The organism is Streptomyces sp. S465 (assembly GCF_026898115.1).
In the GTDB taxonomy this organism is placed as follows: domain Bacteria; phylum Actinomycetota; class Actinomycetes; order Streptomycetales; family Streptomycetaceae; genus Streptomyces; species Streptomyces luomodiensis.
Genome location: NZ_CP114036.1, coordinates 5,846,185 through 5,861,093 on the forward strand (window position 1 = coordinate 5,846,185; position 14,909 = coordinate 5,861,093).

General features: G+C 72.7%; 10 protein-coding genes. 8 read left to right on the forward strand and 2 right to left on the reverse strand.

Annotated features, from left to right (window positions below):
- Positions 1-97 precede the first annotated feature (97 nt).
- Positions 98-1,741: a penicillin-binding transpeptidase domain-containing protein gene (locus N6H00_RS24685; protein WP_268974012.1), complete on the reverse strand. Its 1,644-nt coding sequence runs from the start codon at positions 1,739-1,741 to the stop codon at positions 98-100.
- 142 nt (positions 1,742-1,883) lie between these two features.
- Complete coding sequence (locus N6H00_RS24690) at positions 1,884-3,662, reverse strand: dolichyl-phosphate-mannose--protein mannosyltransferase (protein ID WP_268974013.1); 1,779 nt, start codon at positions 3,660-3,662, stop codon at positions 1,884-1,886.
- Positions 3,663-4,113: 451 nt separating this feature from the next.
- Here N6H00_RS24690 and rsmI point away from each other — a divergent pair, with 451 nt between their 5' ends.
- From rsmI to N6H00_RS24730, 8 genes are all read left to right on the forward strand, one after another.
- A complete protein-coding gene (gene rsmI, locus N6H00_RS24695) occupies positions 4,114-4,989 on the forward strand; it encodes a 16S rRNA (cytidine(1402)-2'-O)-methyltransferase (RefSeq protein ID WP_268974014.1) in 876 nt (291 codons plus the stop codon).
- 185 nt (positions 4,990-5,174) lie between these two features.
- Complete coding sequence (locus N6H00_RS24700; RefSeq protein ID WP_268974015.1) at positions 5,175-5,675, forward strand: hypothetical protein; 501 nt, start codon at positions 5,175-5,177, stop codon at positions 5,673-5,675.
- 116 nt (positions 5,676-5,791) lie between these two features.
- The gene (locus tag N6H00_RS24705) at positions 5,792-6,667 is read left to right on the forward strand and encodes a TatD family hydrolase (protein ID WP_268974016.1); all 876 of its coding nucleotides are present in this window, start codon (positions 5,792-5,794) and stop codon (positions 6,665-6,667) included.
- 216 nt (positions 6,668-6,883) lie between these two features.
- Positions 6,884-8,107, forward strand: a complete 1,224-nt coding sequence (locus tag N6H00_RS24710; protein WP_329618552.1) for a ubiquitin-like domain-containing protein — start codon at positions 6,884-6,886, stop codon at positions 8,105-8,107.
- Positions 8,108-8,152: 45 nt separating this feature from the next.
- Positions 8,153-9,028, forward strand: coding sequence for a 16S rRNA (adenine(1518)-N(6)/adenine(1519)-N(6))-dimethyltransferase RsmA (rsmA, locus tag N6H00_RS24715; RefSeq protein WP_268974017.1), 876 nt, complete (start codon positions 8,153-8,155; stop codon positions 9,026-9,028).
- A 692-nt stretch (positions 9,029-9,720) separates the two neighbouring features.
- Positions 9,721-10,674, forward strand: a complete 954-nt coding sequence (locus tag N6H00_RS24720) for a 4-(cytidine 5'-diphospho)-2-C-methyl-D-erythritol kinase (RefSeq protein WP_268974018.1) — start codon at positions 9,721-9,723, stop codon at positions 10,672-10,674.
- Between the two features lie 60 nt (positions 10,675-10,734).
- Positions 10,735-12,555 carry an ABC-F family ATP-binding cassette domain-containing protein gene (locus tag N6H00_RS24725; protein ID WP_268974019.1) on the forward strand — a complete coding sequence of 607 codons (1,821 nt, stop codon included), beginning with the start codon at positions 10,735-10,737 and terminating at the stop codon, positions 12,553-12,555.
- A 367-nt stretch (positions 12,556-12,922) separates the two neighbouring features.
- Positions 12,923-14,782, forward strand: a complete 1,860-nt coding sequence (locus N6H00_RS24730) for a hypothetical protein (RefSeq protein WP_268974020.1) — start codon at positions 12,923-12,925, stop codon at positions 14,780-14,782.
- Positions 14,783-14,909 lie beyond the last annotated feature (127 nt).

Here is a 14,909-nt window from a genome sequence, read left to right on the forward strand (position 1 = left end):
AACGCGAAGGAGCCGGGCGGCCGCGGGGAAGTCCCCGCGCCCGCCCGGCTCCCGGGCCTGCGCCGGCGGCCTGGCCGCGGGCTCAGCCGTCCGTGCGTCAGCCGCCCGCGCGCAGCAGCGCCGCCACGATCGGGCCCGCCGTGTCGCCGCCGTGGCCGCCCTCGGGGACCACACCGGCGGCGGCTAGGTCGTCGCGGTAGGCGGTGAACCAGCCGTTGGGCTTGTCCTGGTTGTCCACCTCGGCCGAACCGGTCTTGGCGCCGAAGTCACCGGTCATCCCGGCCATCGCCTCGGCGGCGGTGCCCGAGGTGGCCGTCAGCCGCATCAGCTTGCGCAGCTGGTCCTTGGTGCCGGACTTCATCGTCTTGCTCGCCTTGGCCAGCATCCGGTTGTCCAGGGACGGCGAGACCAGGTACGGCTGGCGGAAGGTGCCGGTGGAGGCGGTGGCCGCGACCGACGCCATGTTGAGCGGGTTCATCCGCACCCCGCCCTGGCCGATCAGCGAGGCGGCCTTGGAGGCCGCGGACTGCACCGGTACCGCGCCGTCGAAGGTGGGCACGCCGATCTGCCAGTTGAGCCCGATGCCGAAGACGTCCCGGGCCTCGTTGGTCAGGTCGTCGTTCTTCAGCTTCCCGGCCTGGCTGATGAAGGCCGTGTTGCAGGAGCGGGCGAAGCTCTGCTCGAAGGTGCCGTTCTTGATCTCGAACTTGTCGTCGTTCTGGAACTTCCAGCCGCCGTAGGAGAAGTACTTGGGGCACGGATGCGCCTTGCCGTACGCCGCGAGACCCTTGTCGATCAGCGTCGCCGAGGTGATGACCTTCATCGTCGAGCCCGGTGCGTACGAGCCCTGGAGGGCGGTGTTGAAACCGTTCGCGGGCGAGTTGGCCAGCGCGAGGATCTCACCGGTGCTGGGCTTGATCGCCACCACCGACGCCTTGGCCCGCTTGTTCACCTGCTGCTCGGCGGTGCGCTGGAGCGACGCGTCGATCGTGGTGCGGAGCGTGCCCGGGGTGCCCTTGGAGAGCACCTTCAGCGTCTTGTCGGCGGACTTGGAGCCCTTGGCGCGGGCGATCCAGGTCTCCACGCCCGCCTTGCCGCCCGCCTTGTCGCCGTACCGCTCGCGCAGCGAGGCCAGGACGGTCTTGAGGGTCGGGTGCTCGGCGGCGGTCAGCTCCTTGCCGTCGCGGTCCACGGCCTTGATCGGCGGCGCCTCGGACGCGCCGGTCTTCAGCGTGTCGCCCACGGCGAGGTCGGGGTGCACCACCGAGGGCTTCCAGGCGACGACCGGCTTGCCCGTGTCCGTGTCGCGCGTCACGGTCAGCGAGGACCCGTACGTCCAGGGGGCGCTCTCACCGTCGTAGGAGATCTGGGCGTTGACCGAGAACGGCACCTTCGCGCCGCTCGCCTCCTCCGGCCGCAGCGTCACCTTGGCCACATGGGCCTTCTTGCGGTAACCGCTCAGCGCCGTGGTGGCCGCCTCGCTGTCGTCCGTAAGGGCGGCGGCCTTCGCCGTCTCGCCCGCCGACCAGGCCGCCAGGAACGCGCGGGCGGTGGTCGTGACCTCGGCCGCGCTGGGCGGGCCGGTCTTCACCTTCTTCAGGGCCGGCTTGTCATCGCCCGAGCCGGCGCTCGCGCCGTCCTTCGGACTCGACGCGTCGTCCTGGCCGCCGCCGCAACCGGCCACACCGACCATGGCGGCGAACACCGCACCGACGATCGCGGCTCTCGCGCCACTCCGCATTGCAGAACCCCCACTGTGTTCTCGATTCCCTCCATCAGCCGATGGAGGCCGCGGTGCCCGGCACTCTACCGGCACCACGACACGCCCCCGCGCCCTCAGGTGGGCAGGCGCGGGGGAAGCGTGGGGCCGGCGGGGAGGCCGGCTAGATCCAGGTGTCCAGCCACATCCGGGCGCGCCAGGCGTCCATGGGGATCGTCTGGCCGGTGTAGAGCGGGAAGAAGTAGATGAAATTCCAGATGATCAGCAGGACGAGCGCGCCCGAGCCGACCGCGCCGACCACCCGGCGGGTCTCGCTCGCCCCCGGCGGTCCCAGCAGCGCCCCGATCATCATCGCCACCGCCAGACACAGGAACGGCACGAAGACGACGGCGTAGAAGGAGAAGATCGTCCGGTCCTGGTAGAGGAACCACGGCAGATAGCCCGCGGCGACCCCGCACAGGATCGCGCCGGCCCGCCAGTCGCGCCGCAGCGCCCACCGGAACAGCAGGTACAGCAGGGCGAAACAGGCCGTCCACCACAGCAGCGGGGTGCCGATGGCCAGCACCTCGCGGGCGCACTTCTCGGCGGCGTCCTTGGGGCAGCCCTCCTGGCCCGCCCGCGGGGACTCGTAGAAGTACGAGACCGGGCGGGACTGCACCAGCCAGCTCCACGGGTTGGACTGGTAGACGTGCGGTGAGTCGAGGCCGACGTGGAACTTGTAGACCTCGGACTCGTAGTGCCACAGGCTGCGCAGCGGGTTGAGCAGCCAGTCGAAGGTGCCGCCGGTGCCGTAGCCCCCGCCGCCCGGCTCCGGGGAGTCGGCCCAGTGGCGGAAATAGCCGCTGTGCCGCCAGCCGTGCGCCCGGTCGAAGGTGCCGCTCGCGGCGAACCAGCCCGACCAGGAGGCGAGGTACGTGACGAGCGCCACAGGCACCAGCGACAGGAACGCCCAGCCCAGATCGCGCCGCCCCACCGCCCGGTAGGGCCGGTGGGCGCCCGCGGTACGGCGTGCACCCACGTCCCACAGGACGGCCATCAGGCCGAAGGCCGCCAGGACGTACAGTCCGTTCCACTTGGTGCCGACGGCCAGGCCCAGCAGCACCCCGGCCGCGATCCGCCACGGCCGCGCGCCCAGCTTCAGGCTCTGGGCGACCGCCGGGTCCGGCCGCGCCGTGCCGTCCTCACCGGCCGGCAGCGCCGCCGCCAGCCTGGCGCGCGCCTTGTCCCGGTCCACGAGCAGACAGCCGAAGGCGGCCAGCACGAAGAACATCACGACCAGGTCGAGCAGGGCCGTGCGGCTCATCACGTAGTGCAGCCCGTCCACGGCCATCAGCGCGCCCGCCAGACAGCCGAGGAACGTCGACCGGAACAGCCGCCGCCCGATCCGGCACAGCATCAGCACCGAGAGGGTGCCGAGCAGCGCGACCATGAACCGCCAGCCGAACGGGTGCAGCCCGAAGAACTGCTCGCCGAGCCCGATGACCCACTTGCCCACCGGCGGGTGCACCACGTACGAGGCCGCGTCATCGAGCGGGATGTGCTGCGGGGTGTCGAGGATCCGCTCGTTGGCGTTCTTCGGCCAGGTGCCCTCGTAGCCGTACTCCCAGATCGACCAGGCGTCCTTGGCGTAGTACGTCTCGTCGAATATGACGTTGTCCGGGCTGCCCAGCCGCCAGAAGCGCATCAGCCCGGCGCACAGCGCGACGAGCAGCGGCCCGCCCCAGCCGCTCCAGCGGGCGATTCTGGCCGCCGCCGAGGGGGTCGCGCCGAGGATCTCCCAGAGCCGGGTGCCCGGCTCCGCGTACGGCGGGACCAGCCGCTCCCGTACGCCGGGCCCGGTCCGGCCCGCGTATCCGAAGCGGCGCAGCCGGCGCTGCCAGGCCGGCGGCTGATGGCCGGTGGCTTGGCCCGGCTGGGCGTGGGTCGCGGTGTCACTGCTCACCGGGCCATCGTAGGGAAGGGGTCTGTGAGTGTGGCGGGGAAAGGCGGCGAACCGGGGATTCGTGCCGGGGGTGGCGCCGCCGGGCGGCGACGGTGCCGGGGGGCCGTGCCTGGGGCGGCGGTGGCGGGGGTGCCGTGCAGGCGGTGGCCCTGCCGGGGGAGCCGTGCCCGGGGGGGGCGTGCCTAGGGGCGCTGTGCCGGGGAGCCGTGCCCAGGCCGGCCCTGCCGGGCGGCGACGGTGCCGGGGGTGCCGTGCCTGGGGTGGCCGTGCGGGCGGTGCCGTGCTCGCGGCGGCCGTCCCCGGGGCGACGGTGCCGGGGGCGGCCATCCCCGGGGCCGCCGTGCGGGGGTGCCGTGCCGGGGGCGACCGTATCCGCCGCGCCGGTGGCGGGGATTCGTGCTCAGGGCGGTGGCTGCGGGGTCGGTCTCGGTGGGCTGCGAGGATGGTGGGCGTGACTGGAACGCTCGTACTGGCAGGGACCCCCATCGGCGACCCGGCGGACGCGCCCCCGAGGCTGGCCGCCGAGCTCATGGCCGCCGATGTGGTCGCCGCCGAGGACACCCGGCGGCTGCGCCGCCTGACCCAGGCGCTGGACGTGCGTCCGGCCGGCCGGGTGGTGTCCTACTTCGAGGGCAACGAGTCGGCCCGTACGCCCGAGCTGGTCGAGGCGCTGGCCCAGGGCTCCCGGGTGCTGCTGGTCACCGACGCGGGCATGCCGTCGGTTTCCGACCCCGGCTACCGCCTGGTCGCCGCCGCCGTGGAGCGCGGGATCACCGTCACCGCCGTGCCCGGCCCGTCCGCGGTGCTCACCGCGCTGGCGGTCTCCGGGCTGCCGGTGGACCGCTTCTGCTTCGAGGGCTTCCCGCCGCGCAAGGCGGGGGAGCGGCTGGCGCGGCTGCGCGAGGTCGCCGAAGAGCGCCGCACCCTGGTCTGGTTCGAGGCCCCGCACCGGCTGGACGACACCCTGGCGGCCATGGCGGAGGTGTTCGGCGCCGACCGCCGCGCCGCGGTGTGCCGGGAGCTGACCAAGACGTACGAGGAGGTACGGCGCGGCCCGCTGGCGGAGCTGGCCGCCTGGGCGGCGGAGGGAGTACGCGGCGAGATCACCATCGTGGTCGAGGGCGCCGCCGCCCCCGGCCCGCAGGAGGCCGACCCCGCCGAGCTGGCCCGCCGGGTCGCGGTGCGCGAGGAGGCCGGTGAGCGCCGTAAGGAGGCCATCGCGGCGGTCGCGCAGGACGCCGGGGTACCCAAACGGCAGGTCTTCGACGCCGTGGTGGCGGCAAAGAACGCGGCAGGAAGCGCGCCGCGCGAAGGTAAAGCACTGTAGCGAAAGGCAAAGCTCAGGTTACTTCCCGGGCGGTTTCCGGGCAGTTTGGGAACGCGGTTGCCAAATCTCGCTCAAAGAGCGGAAAGACCCGATGCGGTAGCGCTGGGAAAGGCGTCCACTGGGTGTGGAACACCCGGGGCGATCCCCTCCCGGAAGACTTGTCCTATGTGACAAGAGGAGCTGCCATGAGCGATATAGCGGGAACTTCGAGCGGTGCTCATCCGATAGCCGCCCGCACCCCCTCCGGCCCGTCCTCCGGTCCGTCCGGCGAGGTGGCCCATGAGGCCTACGCCTTCGCCTGCATGAAGTGCGGACACGGCTGGGAGCGGTCGTACGACATCGAACACCACGTGGACGGCGCGGGCCGTGCCTTCGTCGTCTACTTCACCGACGGCCTGCGCGTCCGGTCCCCGCTGACGAGCCCTGACTGCGTCAACTGCGGTGCGCATCTGGTGCGGATCATGCGCGCGGGCCAGGTCTCGTCGGCCCTGGAGAGTGCGCGGCGCGGGAGGGCGCACACCACCCGGGGCCGTAAGGCGGACACCGACGCGCCGGGAACGGCGACCGACACCACGACCGGCACCGCGGCGGATCGGACACCGGAAAACGAGGGTCCCGCACGACGCCGTACGCACCATTGGCATCTGTCGGATCTGCTGCATCCCTTTCAGCACCACCGCCATTGAGCACGATCCGGTTCAGCACGATCCGGTTCATCCGGTTCAGATGAGCCGTATGCGGGTCAACTGAGCGGCCGGATGTGATTCACCGCACATTCACCGGGATTCATAGAATCGCGTCCATGGCGAAAAAGGAAAAGGACGTGCCGCCGCCGCTGCCGGAACCCCTGCGGGTCCCGGTCGCCGATTCCCACACCCACCTGGACATGCAGACGGGCACGGTCGAGGAGGCACTGGCCAAGGCCGCCTCGGTCGGCGTGACGACTGTCATCCAGGTGGGCTGCGACCTCGCCGGGTCCCGGTGGGCGGCCGAGACCGCGGCGGCGCACCCCAGCGTCTGGGCCACCGTGGCCCTGCACCCCAACGAGGCGCCGCGCATCGTCCTGGGGGACCCGGACGGCTGGTCCCGGCAGGGCGCGCGGGAGCCCGGCGGCGACACCGCCCTGGACGCGGCCCTCGACGAGATAGCGGCCCTCGCCGCCCTGCCCCAGGTGCGGGGCGTGGGCGAGACCGGCCTGGACTACTTCCGCACCGGGCCGGAGGGCATGGCCGCCCAGGAGCGGTCGTTCCGCCGCCACATCGCCATCGCCAAGGACCACGGCAAGGCCCTGGTCATCCACGACCGCGAGGCCCACGACGACGTCCTGCGGGTGCTCGCCGAGGAGGGCGCGCCGGACACCGTCGTCTTCCACTGCTACTCCGGTGACGCGGCCATGGCGAAGATCTGCGCCGAGCGCGGCTACTACATGTCGTTCGCGGGCAACGTCACCTTCAAGAACGCCCAGCCACTGCGCGACGCCCTCGCCGTCGCCCCGCTCGACCTCGTCCTCGTCGAGACCGACGCGCCGTTCCTGACCCCCGTCCCCTACCGCGGACGGCCCAACGCCCCGTACCTGATCCCGCTCACCCTGCGGGCCATGGCCGAGGTCAAGGGCGTCCCCGAGGACACCCTGGCGACCGCCGTAGCGGCCAATACGGCACGCGTCTTCGGCTATTGAGCACGGCGACGGCCGGCTGCCGAAGACGGCGACGGCCGGCTGCCGAAGGCCGTGACGACCGGCTGCCGAGGACGGTGACGCTCCGGGGAGGGTCATCACACCGCGTGATGATCTTCCTTTGGAGAGTCACCCCCACTCCGCTACAGTCCCGGACCCGACGTCCTGACCCGACGTCCTGACCAGTGAACGTGTGGAGTGTGTTACCGGAGTGTTGTCGTGAGCCCCACGGGCAGCCACCGCGCCCACCGCGCCCACCGCGCCGCGGGCGGCCGCGCCGCCGTCCGCCGAGCCGCCCGGCGCGGTGACCGGGCCGAGCCGGTGCGCCGGCTGCTGCCACAAGCGATGGCCGGCCCGATGCGCCGCCTGTTGCCGCAGGCCATGGTGGTCGCCGCCCTGGCCGGCGGCACCTCCGCCTTCGTGGCCCAGGACAAGGCCGTACGGCTCAGCGTCGACGGCGACGCCCGCACCCTGCACACCTACGCCGACGACGTGGGTGAGCTGCTGGCGGACGAGCACGTCCACGTCGGGGAGCACGACATCGTCGCCCCCGCGCCCGGGGAGCCGCTCGCCAGCGGCGACGAGGTCGCCGTCCGCTACGGCCGCCCGGTCACCCTCACCCTCGACGGGGAGCGCCGCCGGGTGTGGACCACCGCCCACACGGTTGACGGCGCACTGCGCCAACTGGGCGTACGTGCCGAGGGCGCGTATCTGTCCGCCTCCCGCTCCGCCGCCATCACCCGCCGCGGTCTGCTCCTGCACGTCCGCACCGAGCGCACCGTCACCTTCCTCGCCGACGGCCGCCCCCACACCGTCCACACCAACGCGGCCACCGTCGGCGAGGCCCTCGCGGCCGCCGGGCTCACCCTGCGCGGCCAGGACACCATGTCCGTCCCCCGGGACAGCTTCCCGCGCGACGGCCAGACGGTGAAGGTGATGCGGATCACCGGCGGCAAGAAGGTCCACGACGAGCCGGTGCCCTTCATCACCGTCCGCCACGCCGACCCCACCCTCCCCAAGGGCACCGAGACCGTGGCCCGGCCCGGCGCGCCGGGCACCCTGCGCACCACCTACCGGGTACGCACCGTCAACGGCGTACGGCAGCGCCCCAAGAAGATCCACAGCGAGCTGGTCAAGGCACCCGTGGCCCGGATCGTCCGGGTCGGCACCATGATTCCGCCCGCCACGACCGGCGGCCCGGCGGACGGGCTCAACTGGCGGGCCATGGCCCGCTGCGAATCCGGCGGCCGGCCGGACGCGGTCGACAGCTCCGGCCGCCACGGCGGCCTCTACCAGCTCGACCAGGGCACCTGGCACGCCCTCGGCGGCCACGGCCGCCCCCAGGACGCGCCCCCGGCCGAACAGACCTACCGGGCCAAGAAGCTCTACCAGCAGCGCGGCACCGGCCCCTGGCCGACGTGCGGCCGCAAGCTCCACCAGTGACAGGCGGTGGACCGAGCCGTCGGTGAGGCGCCATAAACTTCCACGGTGAGCCCCACCGACCCCGACGTCCTGCTCGGCCCCGCCGACATCCGCGAACTCGCGGCCCGGCTCGGCGTACGCCCCACCAAGCAGCGCGGCCAGAACTTCGTCATCGACGCCAACACGGTCCGCCGGATCGTCCGGACCGCCCAGGTGCGCCCCGAGGACGTGGTCGTCGAGGTCGGCCCCGGGCTCGGCTCGCTGACCCTCGCACTGCTGGAGGCCGCCGACCGGGTCACCGCGGTGGAGATCGACGACGTTCTCGCCGCCGCCCTCCCCACGACCGTCGCGGCCCGGCTGCCGCACCGCGCCGACCACTTCGCGCTGGTGCACAGCGACGCCCTGCGGGTGACCGAACTCCCCGGCCCCGCCCCGACCGCCCTGGTCGCCAACCTGCCCTACAACGTCGCCGTGCCCGTGCTGCTCCACATGCTCGGGCGCTTCCCGACCATCGAGCGGACCCTGGTCATGGTCCAGTCCGAGGTCGCCGACCGGCTCGCCGCCGCACCCGGCTCCAAGGTCTACGGCGTCCCCTCCGTGAAGGCCGCCTGGTACGCCCACGTCAAGCGCGCGGGCGCGATCGGCCGCAACGTCTTCTGGCCCGCCCCCAACGTCGACTCCGGCCTGGTCTCACTGATACGCCGGGACGAGCCCCCACGCACCACCGCCACCCGGGACGAGGTCTTCGCGGTGGTCGACGCGGCCTTCGCCCAGCGCCGCAAGACCCTCCGGGCGGCACTCGCCGGCTGGGCCGGTTCGGCGAAGGCCGCCGAGGAAGCCCTGACGGCCGCCGGCGTCTCCCCACAGGCGCGCGGCGAGTCACTGACGGTGGAGGACTTCGCCACGATCGCCGAACACCGCCCACCCCCAACGCCCCGCTGACACCCGCACCGAACGCCTACGCCGCGCCGAGGCCCGGCGCCGAAGCCCGACGCCGAAGCCCGACGCAGAGGCCCGGCGCCCGTACTGGCCCGGTGTCCGTGCTGGCCCGGTGCCCATGCTGGGCTGGCGCCCGTGCTGGGCGGGGGCCGGTGCCGGGCTTTCGCGTCGGGTCGGCCGGGCTGGGGCCTGTGCCGGGTCGGAACCCGGCGCCGAGGGCCGGCACGGGGCCGTGCCGGGCGCCTGTGCCGGGTCGGAGTCATGGCGTCGAGGTCGGCGCCGTGCCGAAGTCTTGACGTGCTGGGCTGGGTCCTGTGCCGGGCTGGGCCAGTGCGGGGTCGGAGGCTGGCTGTCGGGCCAGAACCTGGCGCCGAGCCAAAGCCTGGCGGCAGTCGCTGCCGGGCTGGGGCCCGTGCTGGAGCTGGCGTCCGTGCCGGACCTGGGTCCGTGTCGGGCCGGAACTCGGCGCCGATACCTGGTGCCGAGCCGGGGAACCGGTCCGCCCCGGCGCCGGGCGCCCGCCGACGGGCGCGACAATGGCCGCAGCCGGTCCGCGACCACTGCGCGGCCGGTCCACGGGCCGACCGCATTCGGTCCGCATCTGGTCCGCGGCCGACCGCAGCCGGTCCGCGGCCGTCCCGTACCGCCCCGTCCCGATCCGTCCCCCCACCCCGCCCCAGAAGGAGCCCGCATCCGTGACCCGTCCCGTGACCGCCCGTGTGCCCGCCAAGGTCAACGTTCAGCTCGCGGTCGGCGGACTGCGTCCCGACGGGTTCCACGACCTCGCCAACGTCTTCCTCGCCGTCGGGCTCCACGACGAGGTCACCGCCGCCCCCGCCGACACCCTCCGTCTCACCGTCGAGGGCGCGGACGCCGGTCAGGTGCCGCTGGACCGCACCAACCTCGCCGCCCGCGCCGCCCTCGCGCTCGCCGAGCGGCATGGCATCGCGCCCGGCGTCCACCTCCACATCGTCAAGGACATCCCCGTCGCGGGCGGTATGGCGGGCGGCAGCGCGGACGCCGCCGGGGCGCTGCTGGCCTGCGACGCGCTGTGGGGCACCAAGGCCACCCGCGCCGAACTCCTCGATATCTGCGCCGAGTTGGGCAGTGACATCCCCTTCAGCCTCGTCGGCGGCGCGGCCCTCGGCCGGGGCCGGGGTGAGCTGCTGACCCCGCTGGAGACCGGGGGCACCTTCCACTGGGTGTTCGCCGTGGCCGAGGGCGGGCTGTCCACCCCGGCCGTCTACCGCGAATGCGACCGGCTGCGCGAGGCGTCCGGCGTGGGCGCGAGTTCGGCCGACGTCCCCGACCCCGAGCCCTCCCCGGCGCTGCTGGAGGCGCTGCGCACCGGTGACGCCACCGCGCTGGCCGCCGCCGTCTCCAACGACCTTCAGCCCGCCGCGCTCTCGCTGCGCCCCGCGCTCGCCGATACCCTGCGCGCCGGCGCGGACGCGGGCGCACTCGCCTCCCTCGTCTCCGGCTCCGGTCCGACCTGCGCCTTCCTCGCCAAGGACGCCGAGGGCGCGCGGGCGGTGGCGGACGAGCTGTCGGCTTCGGGCACCTGCCGCGCGGTCCGGATCACCTCCGGCCCGGTCCCCGGGGCGCGGCTCGTGGACGCGGCCCCCGGCGCACGGCTGGTGGACGGCTGAGCGAGGCGCCGCGCATGGCGACTACCCTGGGATGCCGATCGATCCGCGTAATGGAGTGTGATGGCGACCAACCTGGTCAACGTTGAATCCGTCGGCAAGGTGTACGGCACCCGTGCGCTGCTGGACGGCGTCTCCCTCGGGGTGAACGAGGGCGACCGCATCGGCGTCGTCGGCCGCAACGGCGACGGCAAGACCACGCTCATCCGGATCCTCGCCAAGCTGGAGCCCGCCGACGACGGCCGCGTCACCCACGCCGGTGATCTGCGGCTCGGCGTGCTCACCCAGCACGACTCCCTCGACCCCGCGGCCACCGTCCGCCACGAGGTGATCGGCGACCTCGCCGACCACGAGTGGGCCGGCGACGCCAAGATCCGGGACGTGCTCACCGGACTGTTCGGCGGGCTGGACCTGCCCGCCTTCCCGCAGGGGCTCGACACGGTCATCGGCCCGCTGTCCGGCGGCGAGCGCCGCCGTATCGCGCTCGCCAAGCTGCTGATCGCCGAACAGGACCTGATCGTCCTCGACGAGCCCACCAACCACCTCGATGTCGAGGGCATCTCCTGGCTGGCCGGGCATCTGCGCGCCCGCCGCTCGGCCCTGGTGGTCGTCACCCACGACCGCTGGTTCCTCGACCAGGTCTGCACCCGGATGTGGGACGTACAGCGCGGTGCCGTCCACGAGTACGAGGGCGGCTACAGCGACTACGTCTTCGCCCGCGCCGAGCGCGAGCGCATCGCCGCCAGCGAGGAGGCCAAGCGGCAGAACCTGATGCGCAAGGAACTGGCCTGGCTGCGCCGCGGCGCCCCCGCCCGCACCAGCAAGCCGCGCTTCCGCATCGAGGCCGCCAACGCGCTGATCGCCGATGTGCCACCGCCGCGCGACAGCGCCGAGCTGATGCGGTTCGCGGGCTCCCGGCTCGGCAAGACCGTCTTCGACCTGGAGGACGTGACCGTCACCGCCGGGCCCAAGGTGCTGCTCAAGCACCTGACCTGGCAGCTGGGGCCCGGCGACCGGATCGGCCTGGTGGGCGTGAACGGCGCGGGCAAGACCTCGCTGCTGCGGGCCCTCGCCGAGGCCGCGCGCAGTGAGGGCGAACAGCAGCCCGCCCAGGGCCGGATCGCGGTCGGCAAGACCGTAAGGCTCGCGTATCTGTCCCAGGAGGTCGCCGAACTCGACCGGAACCTGCGCGTCCTGGAAGCCGTCGAGCAGGTGCGGCAGCGCGTCGACCTCGGCAAGGGCCGGGAGATGACCGCCTCCCAGCTGTGCGAGAAGTTCGGCTTCACCAAGGAGAAGCAGTGGACCCCGGTCGGCGACCTCTCCGGCGGTGAGCGGCGCCGGCTCCAGATCCTGCGGCTGCTGATGGACGAGCCCAATGTGCTCTTCCTGGACGAGCCCACCAACGACCTGGACATCGAGACCCTCACCCAGCTGGAGGACCTGCTCGACGGCTGGCCCGGCTCGCTCATCGTCATCAGCCACGACCGGTACTTCATCGAGCGCACCACCGACCGGATCCTCGCGCTGCTGGGCGACGCCACCTTGCGGATGCTGCCGCGCGGCGTGGACGAGTACCTGGAGCGGCGGCAGCGCGCCCTGGCGGCGGCCGCCCCGGCCGCCGCCGCGCCCGCCAAGCAGAAGGCCGACGAACAGGCCGCCCGGCAGCGGTCGGCGGCCGAGCAGCGCGCCGCCAAGAAGGAACTTCAGCGCATCGAGCGGCGGTTGGACCGGATCAGCGAGCAGGAGTCCGAGCTGCACGCGCGGATCGCCGAGCACGCCACGGACTTCACCAAGGTCGCCGAGCTCGATACCCAGCTGCGCGAGCTGACGGGGGAGCGGGACGAGCTGGAGACCCGCTGGCTGGAGCTGGCCGACGACGCGTGACAGGGCGAGTGCACGGGTCACGCGGCGTGTGAGCGGTCGGTGCGTGTGCCGTCGACGTGCGGCCGACGTGTGGGCCGCTGCGGTGTGAGCGACTCGTGTGTGAGTGGCCTGAAAGCATGGTGTGAAGAGGCTGTGGCGAGGTGGCGCGGGCCCTGACAACGGTCCCGTCACAGGCCGGTCTCAGCTGGTCGATGACCTGGACACCGGCCCTTAATACACCTCTTACGGGTGATACAAAGAACTCCCGCCTGCCTTCCGCTCACTGGCGGGGTTCCATGTCCGATTCGCTCCTTCCCGGAGGACTTTGACCGCCGGGATCGCGGGGGAGGCCGGTCGGGCGATGGGTCCCGCATCAGAAGGATTTCGCATGTCACAGCCGCCTCCGCCGCCCAACCAGCCGCCGCAGGGCGGCTTTGGTGCGCCGCAGGAACCGGGTTACGGCTATCCGCAGCAGCCGCCCACTCCGCCTCCGGGCCAGCAGGGTTACGGCTATCCGCAGGCACCCGGCCAACCGCCGCAGACCCCGCCGCCGCCACCGGCGCCCCCGGCGGCACCGCCCGCCCCGCCGCAGACGCCCCCGCAGGGCGCCGGCGGCTACGGCTACCCGGCGCAGCCGGCGTACGGTCAGCCGGGCCAGGGAGGCGCGCCGTCACCGTACGCATCCGGCCAGCAGCAGCCGTACGGACAGCAGTACGGCCAGTCCCCGTACGGGCAGCCGCAGTTCGGCCAGCAGCAGTACGGCCAGCCGACGCAGCCCCAGTACCCCGGTGGCCCCGCTCCGGCCGGTCCCGGCGGCCCCGGCCAGTCCAAGCAGCGCATGGCGGTCATCGTCAGCGCCGTGGTCGCGGTCGCGCTGATCATCGGCGGCGGCATCTGGTTCGCCACCAAGGACGACGGTGGCGGCAGCGAGGCCAAGGGCAAGGACAAGGACAAGCAGTCCAGCCAGGGCACCTCGAGCGGTTCCTCCGGGGGCAAGGACGAGCCCGCCGATGTCATCGAGGCCAAGCTGCTCAACAAGGTACCGATGCCCAAGGTCTCCGACCAGGTCACCGTCGAGGGCATGTGGGCCACCGACGACACCTTCGTGAAGGCCGATGTCTACAAGATCGTCGGATATCCGCTCGACGGCGGCGCCGCGAAGTGGACGATCCCGCTGGACGGCGCGGTCTGCTGGTCCTCGGACCACCTCACCAAGGACGGCCTGACCACGGTCCTCTACGAGGAGGCCAAGCCGTCCGCCGAGAACAAGTACCCCAGCTGCACCGAGGTCGGGCTGCTCGACCTGAAAAAGGGCAAGATGCTCTGGCACCGGAACGTCAAGGAGGGTGACGACAAGGTCCGCTTCGACGAGGTCACCATCGGCGGCGGCACCGTGGCCGCGGGCGGCACCAGCGGCGGCGCCGCCTGGTCCACCTCGGGCAAGGCGCTGTGGAAGCCGAAGCTGGGCGCGAACTGCTCGGACGACGGCTACGCGGGCGGCGAGGACAAGCTGGTCGCGGTGCGCCGCTGCGGCGACTACGACAACCCGCAGATGCAGGTCCAGACGCTGAACCCGAAGACCGGCGCGGTGAAGTCGGCCTACAAGGTCTCGCAGGGCATCGACTACGTCCACGTCGCCTCCGTCGACCCGCTGGTGATCGGCGTCGACGCCGGTGACTCGACCGGCTCGGCTGTCTCGGACTTCCTGTCCATCGACGACAGCGCCAAGACCGGCAAGGTGCTCGGCAAGATCGGCACCGAGAACGGCAAGTACGACGCCAAGTGCGAGTCCACCAACGTCGAGGGCTGCCGGAAGATCGCCATCAGCAAGTCGGCCAACGCCCTCTTCCTCGGCTCCGAGGAGCGCAGCGACTCCAGCGCCGCGACGGCCAACGAGGTCGTGGCCTTCAGCCTGGAGACCGGCAAGGCGATCGGGAAGACCGACGGCGTCAAGGACGCCGCGCTCATCCCGCTCGGGCTCGACGAGGACGGCTCCGTCCTCGCCTACCAGGAGAGCACCTACAACTCCGGCGGCGCGGTCTGGCGGATCGACCCCAAGTCGTACGCCAAGACCAAGCTGTTCCAGAACGACGTCGAGAGCTACGACATGGAGTCGAAGTTCAGCACCAGCTACTCGGACATCATCTACTCCGGGGAGCACCTCTTCATGGGCGACGTCTACGCCACCAAGCCCTCGGGCACCTACGACCAGGACGACCCGCTGGCGGTCATCTTCGGCGCGGGCTGACCCGGCGCCCGCCCGGCTGCACCACGGCCCCGCCCGTACTCACCGTACGGACGGGGCCGCCGCTTTCGCGGCGGCGGAGCGCCGGGGCGCGCGCCCTCACGGAACCCGACCGCACCGATCCGATTCG

Bases quoted from the DNA above. Each gene is read 5' to 3' on its own strand.
- N6H00_RS24685 (WP_268974012.1), bottom strand. From the start codon at position 1,741: ATGCGGAGTGGCGCGAGAGCCGCGATCGTCGGTGCGGTGTTCGCCGCC.
- N6H00_RS24700 (WP_268974015.1), top strand. From the start codon at position 5,175: ATGAGCGATATAGCGGGAACTTCGAGCGGTGCTCATCCGATAGCCGCC.
- N6H00_RS24705 (WP_268974016.1), top strand. From the start codon at position 5,792: ATGGCGAAAAAGGAAAAGGACGTGCCGCCGCCGCTGCCGGAACCCCTG.
- N6H00_RS24725 (WP_268974019.1), top strand. From the start codon at position 10,735: ATGGCGACCAACCTGGTCAACGTTGAATCCGTCGGCAAGGTGTACGGC.
- N6H00_RS24730 (WP_268974020.1), top strand. From the start codon at position 12,923: ATGTCACAGCCGCCTCCGCCGCCCAACCAGCCGCCGCAGGGCGGCTTT.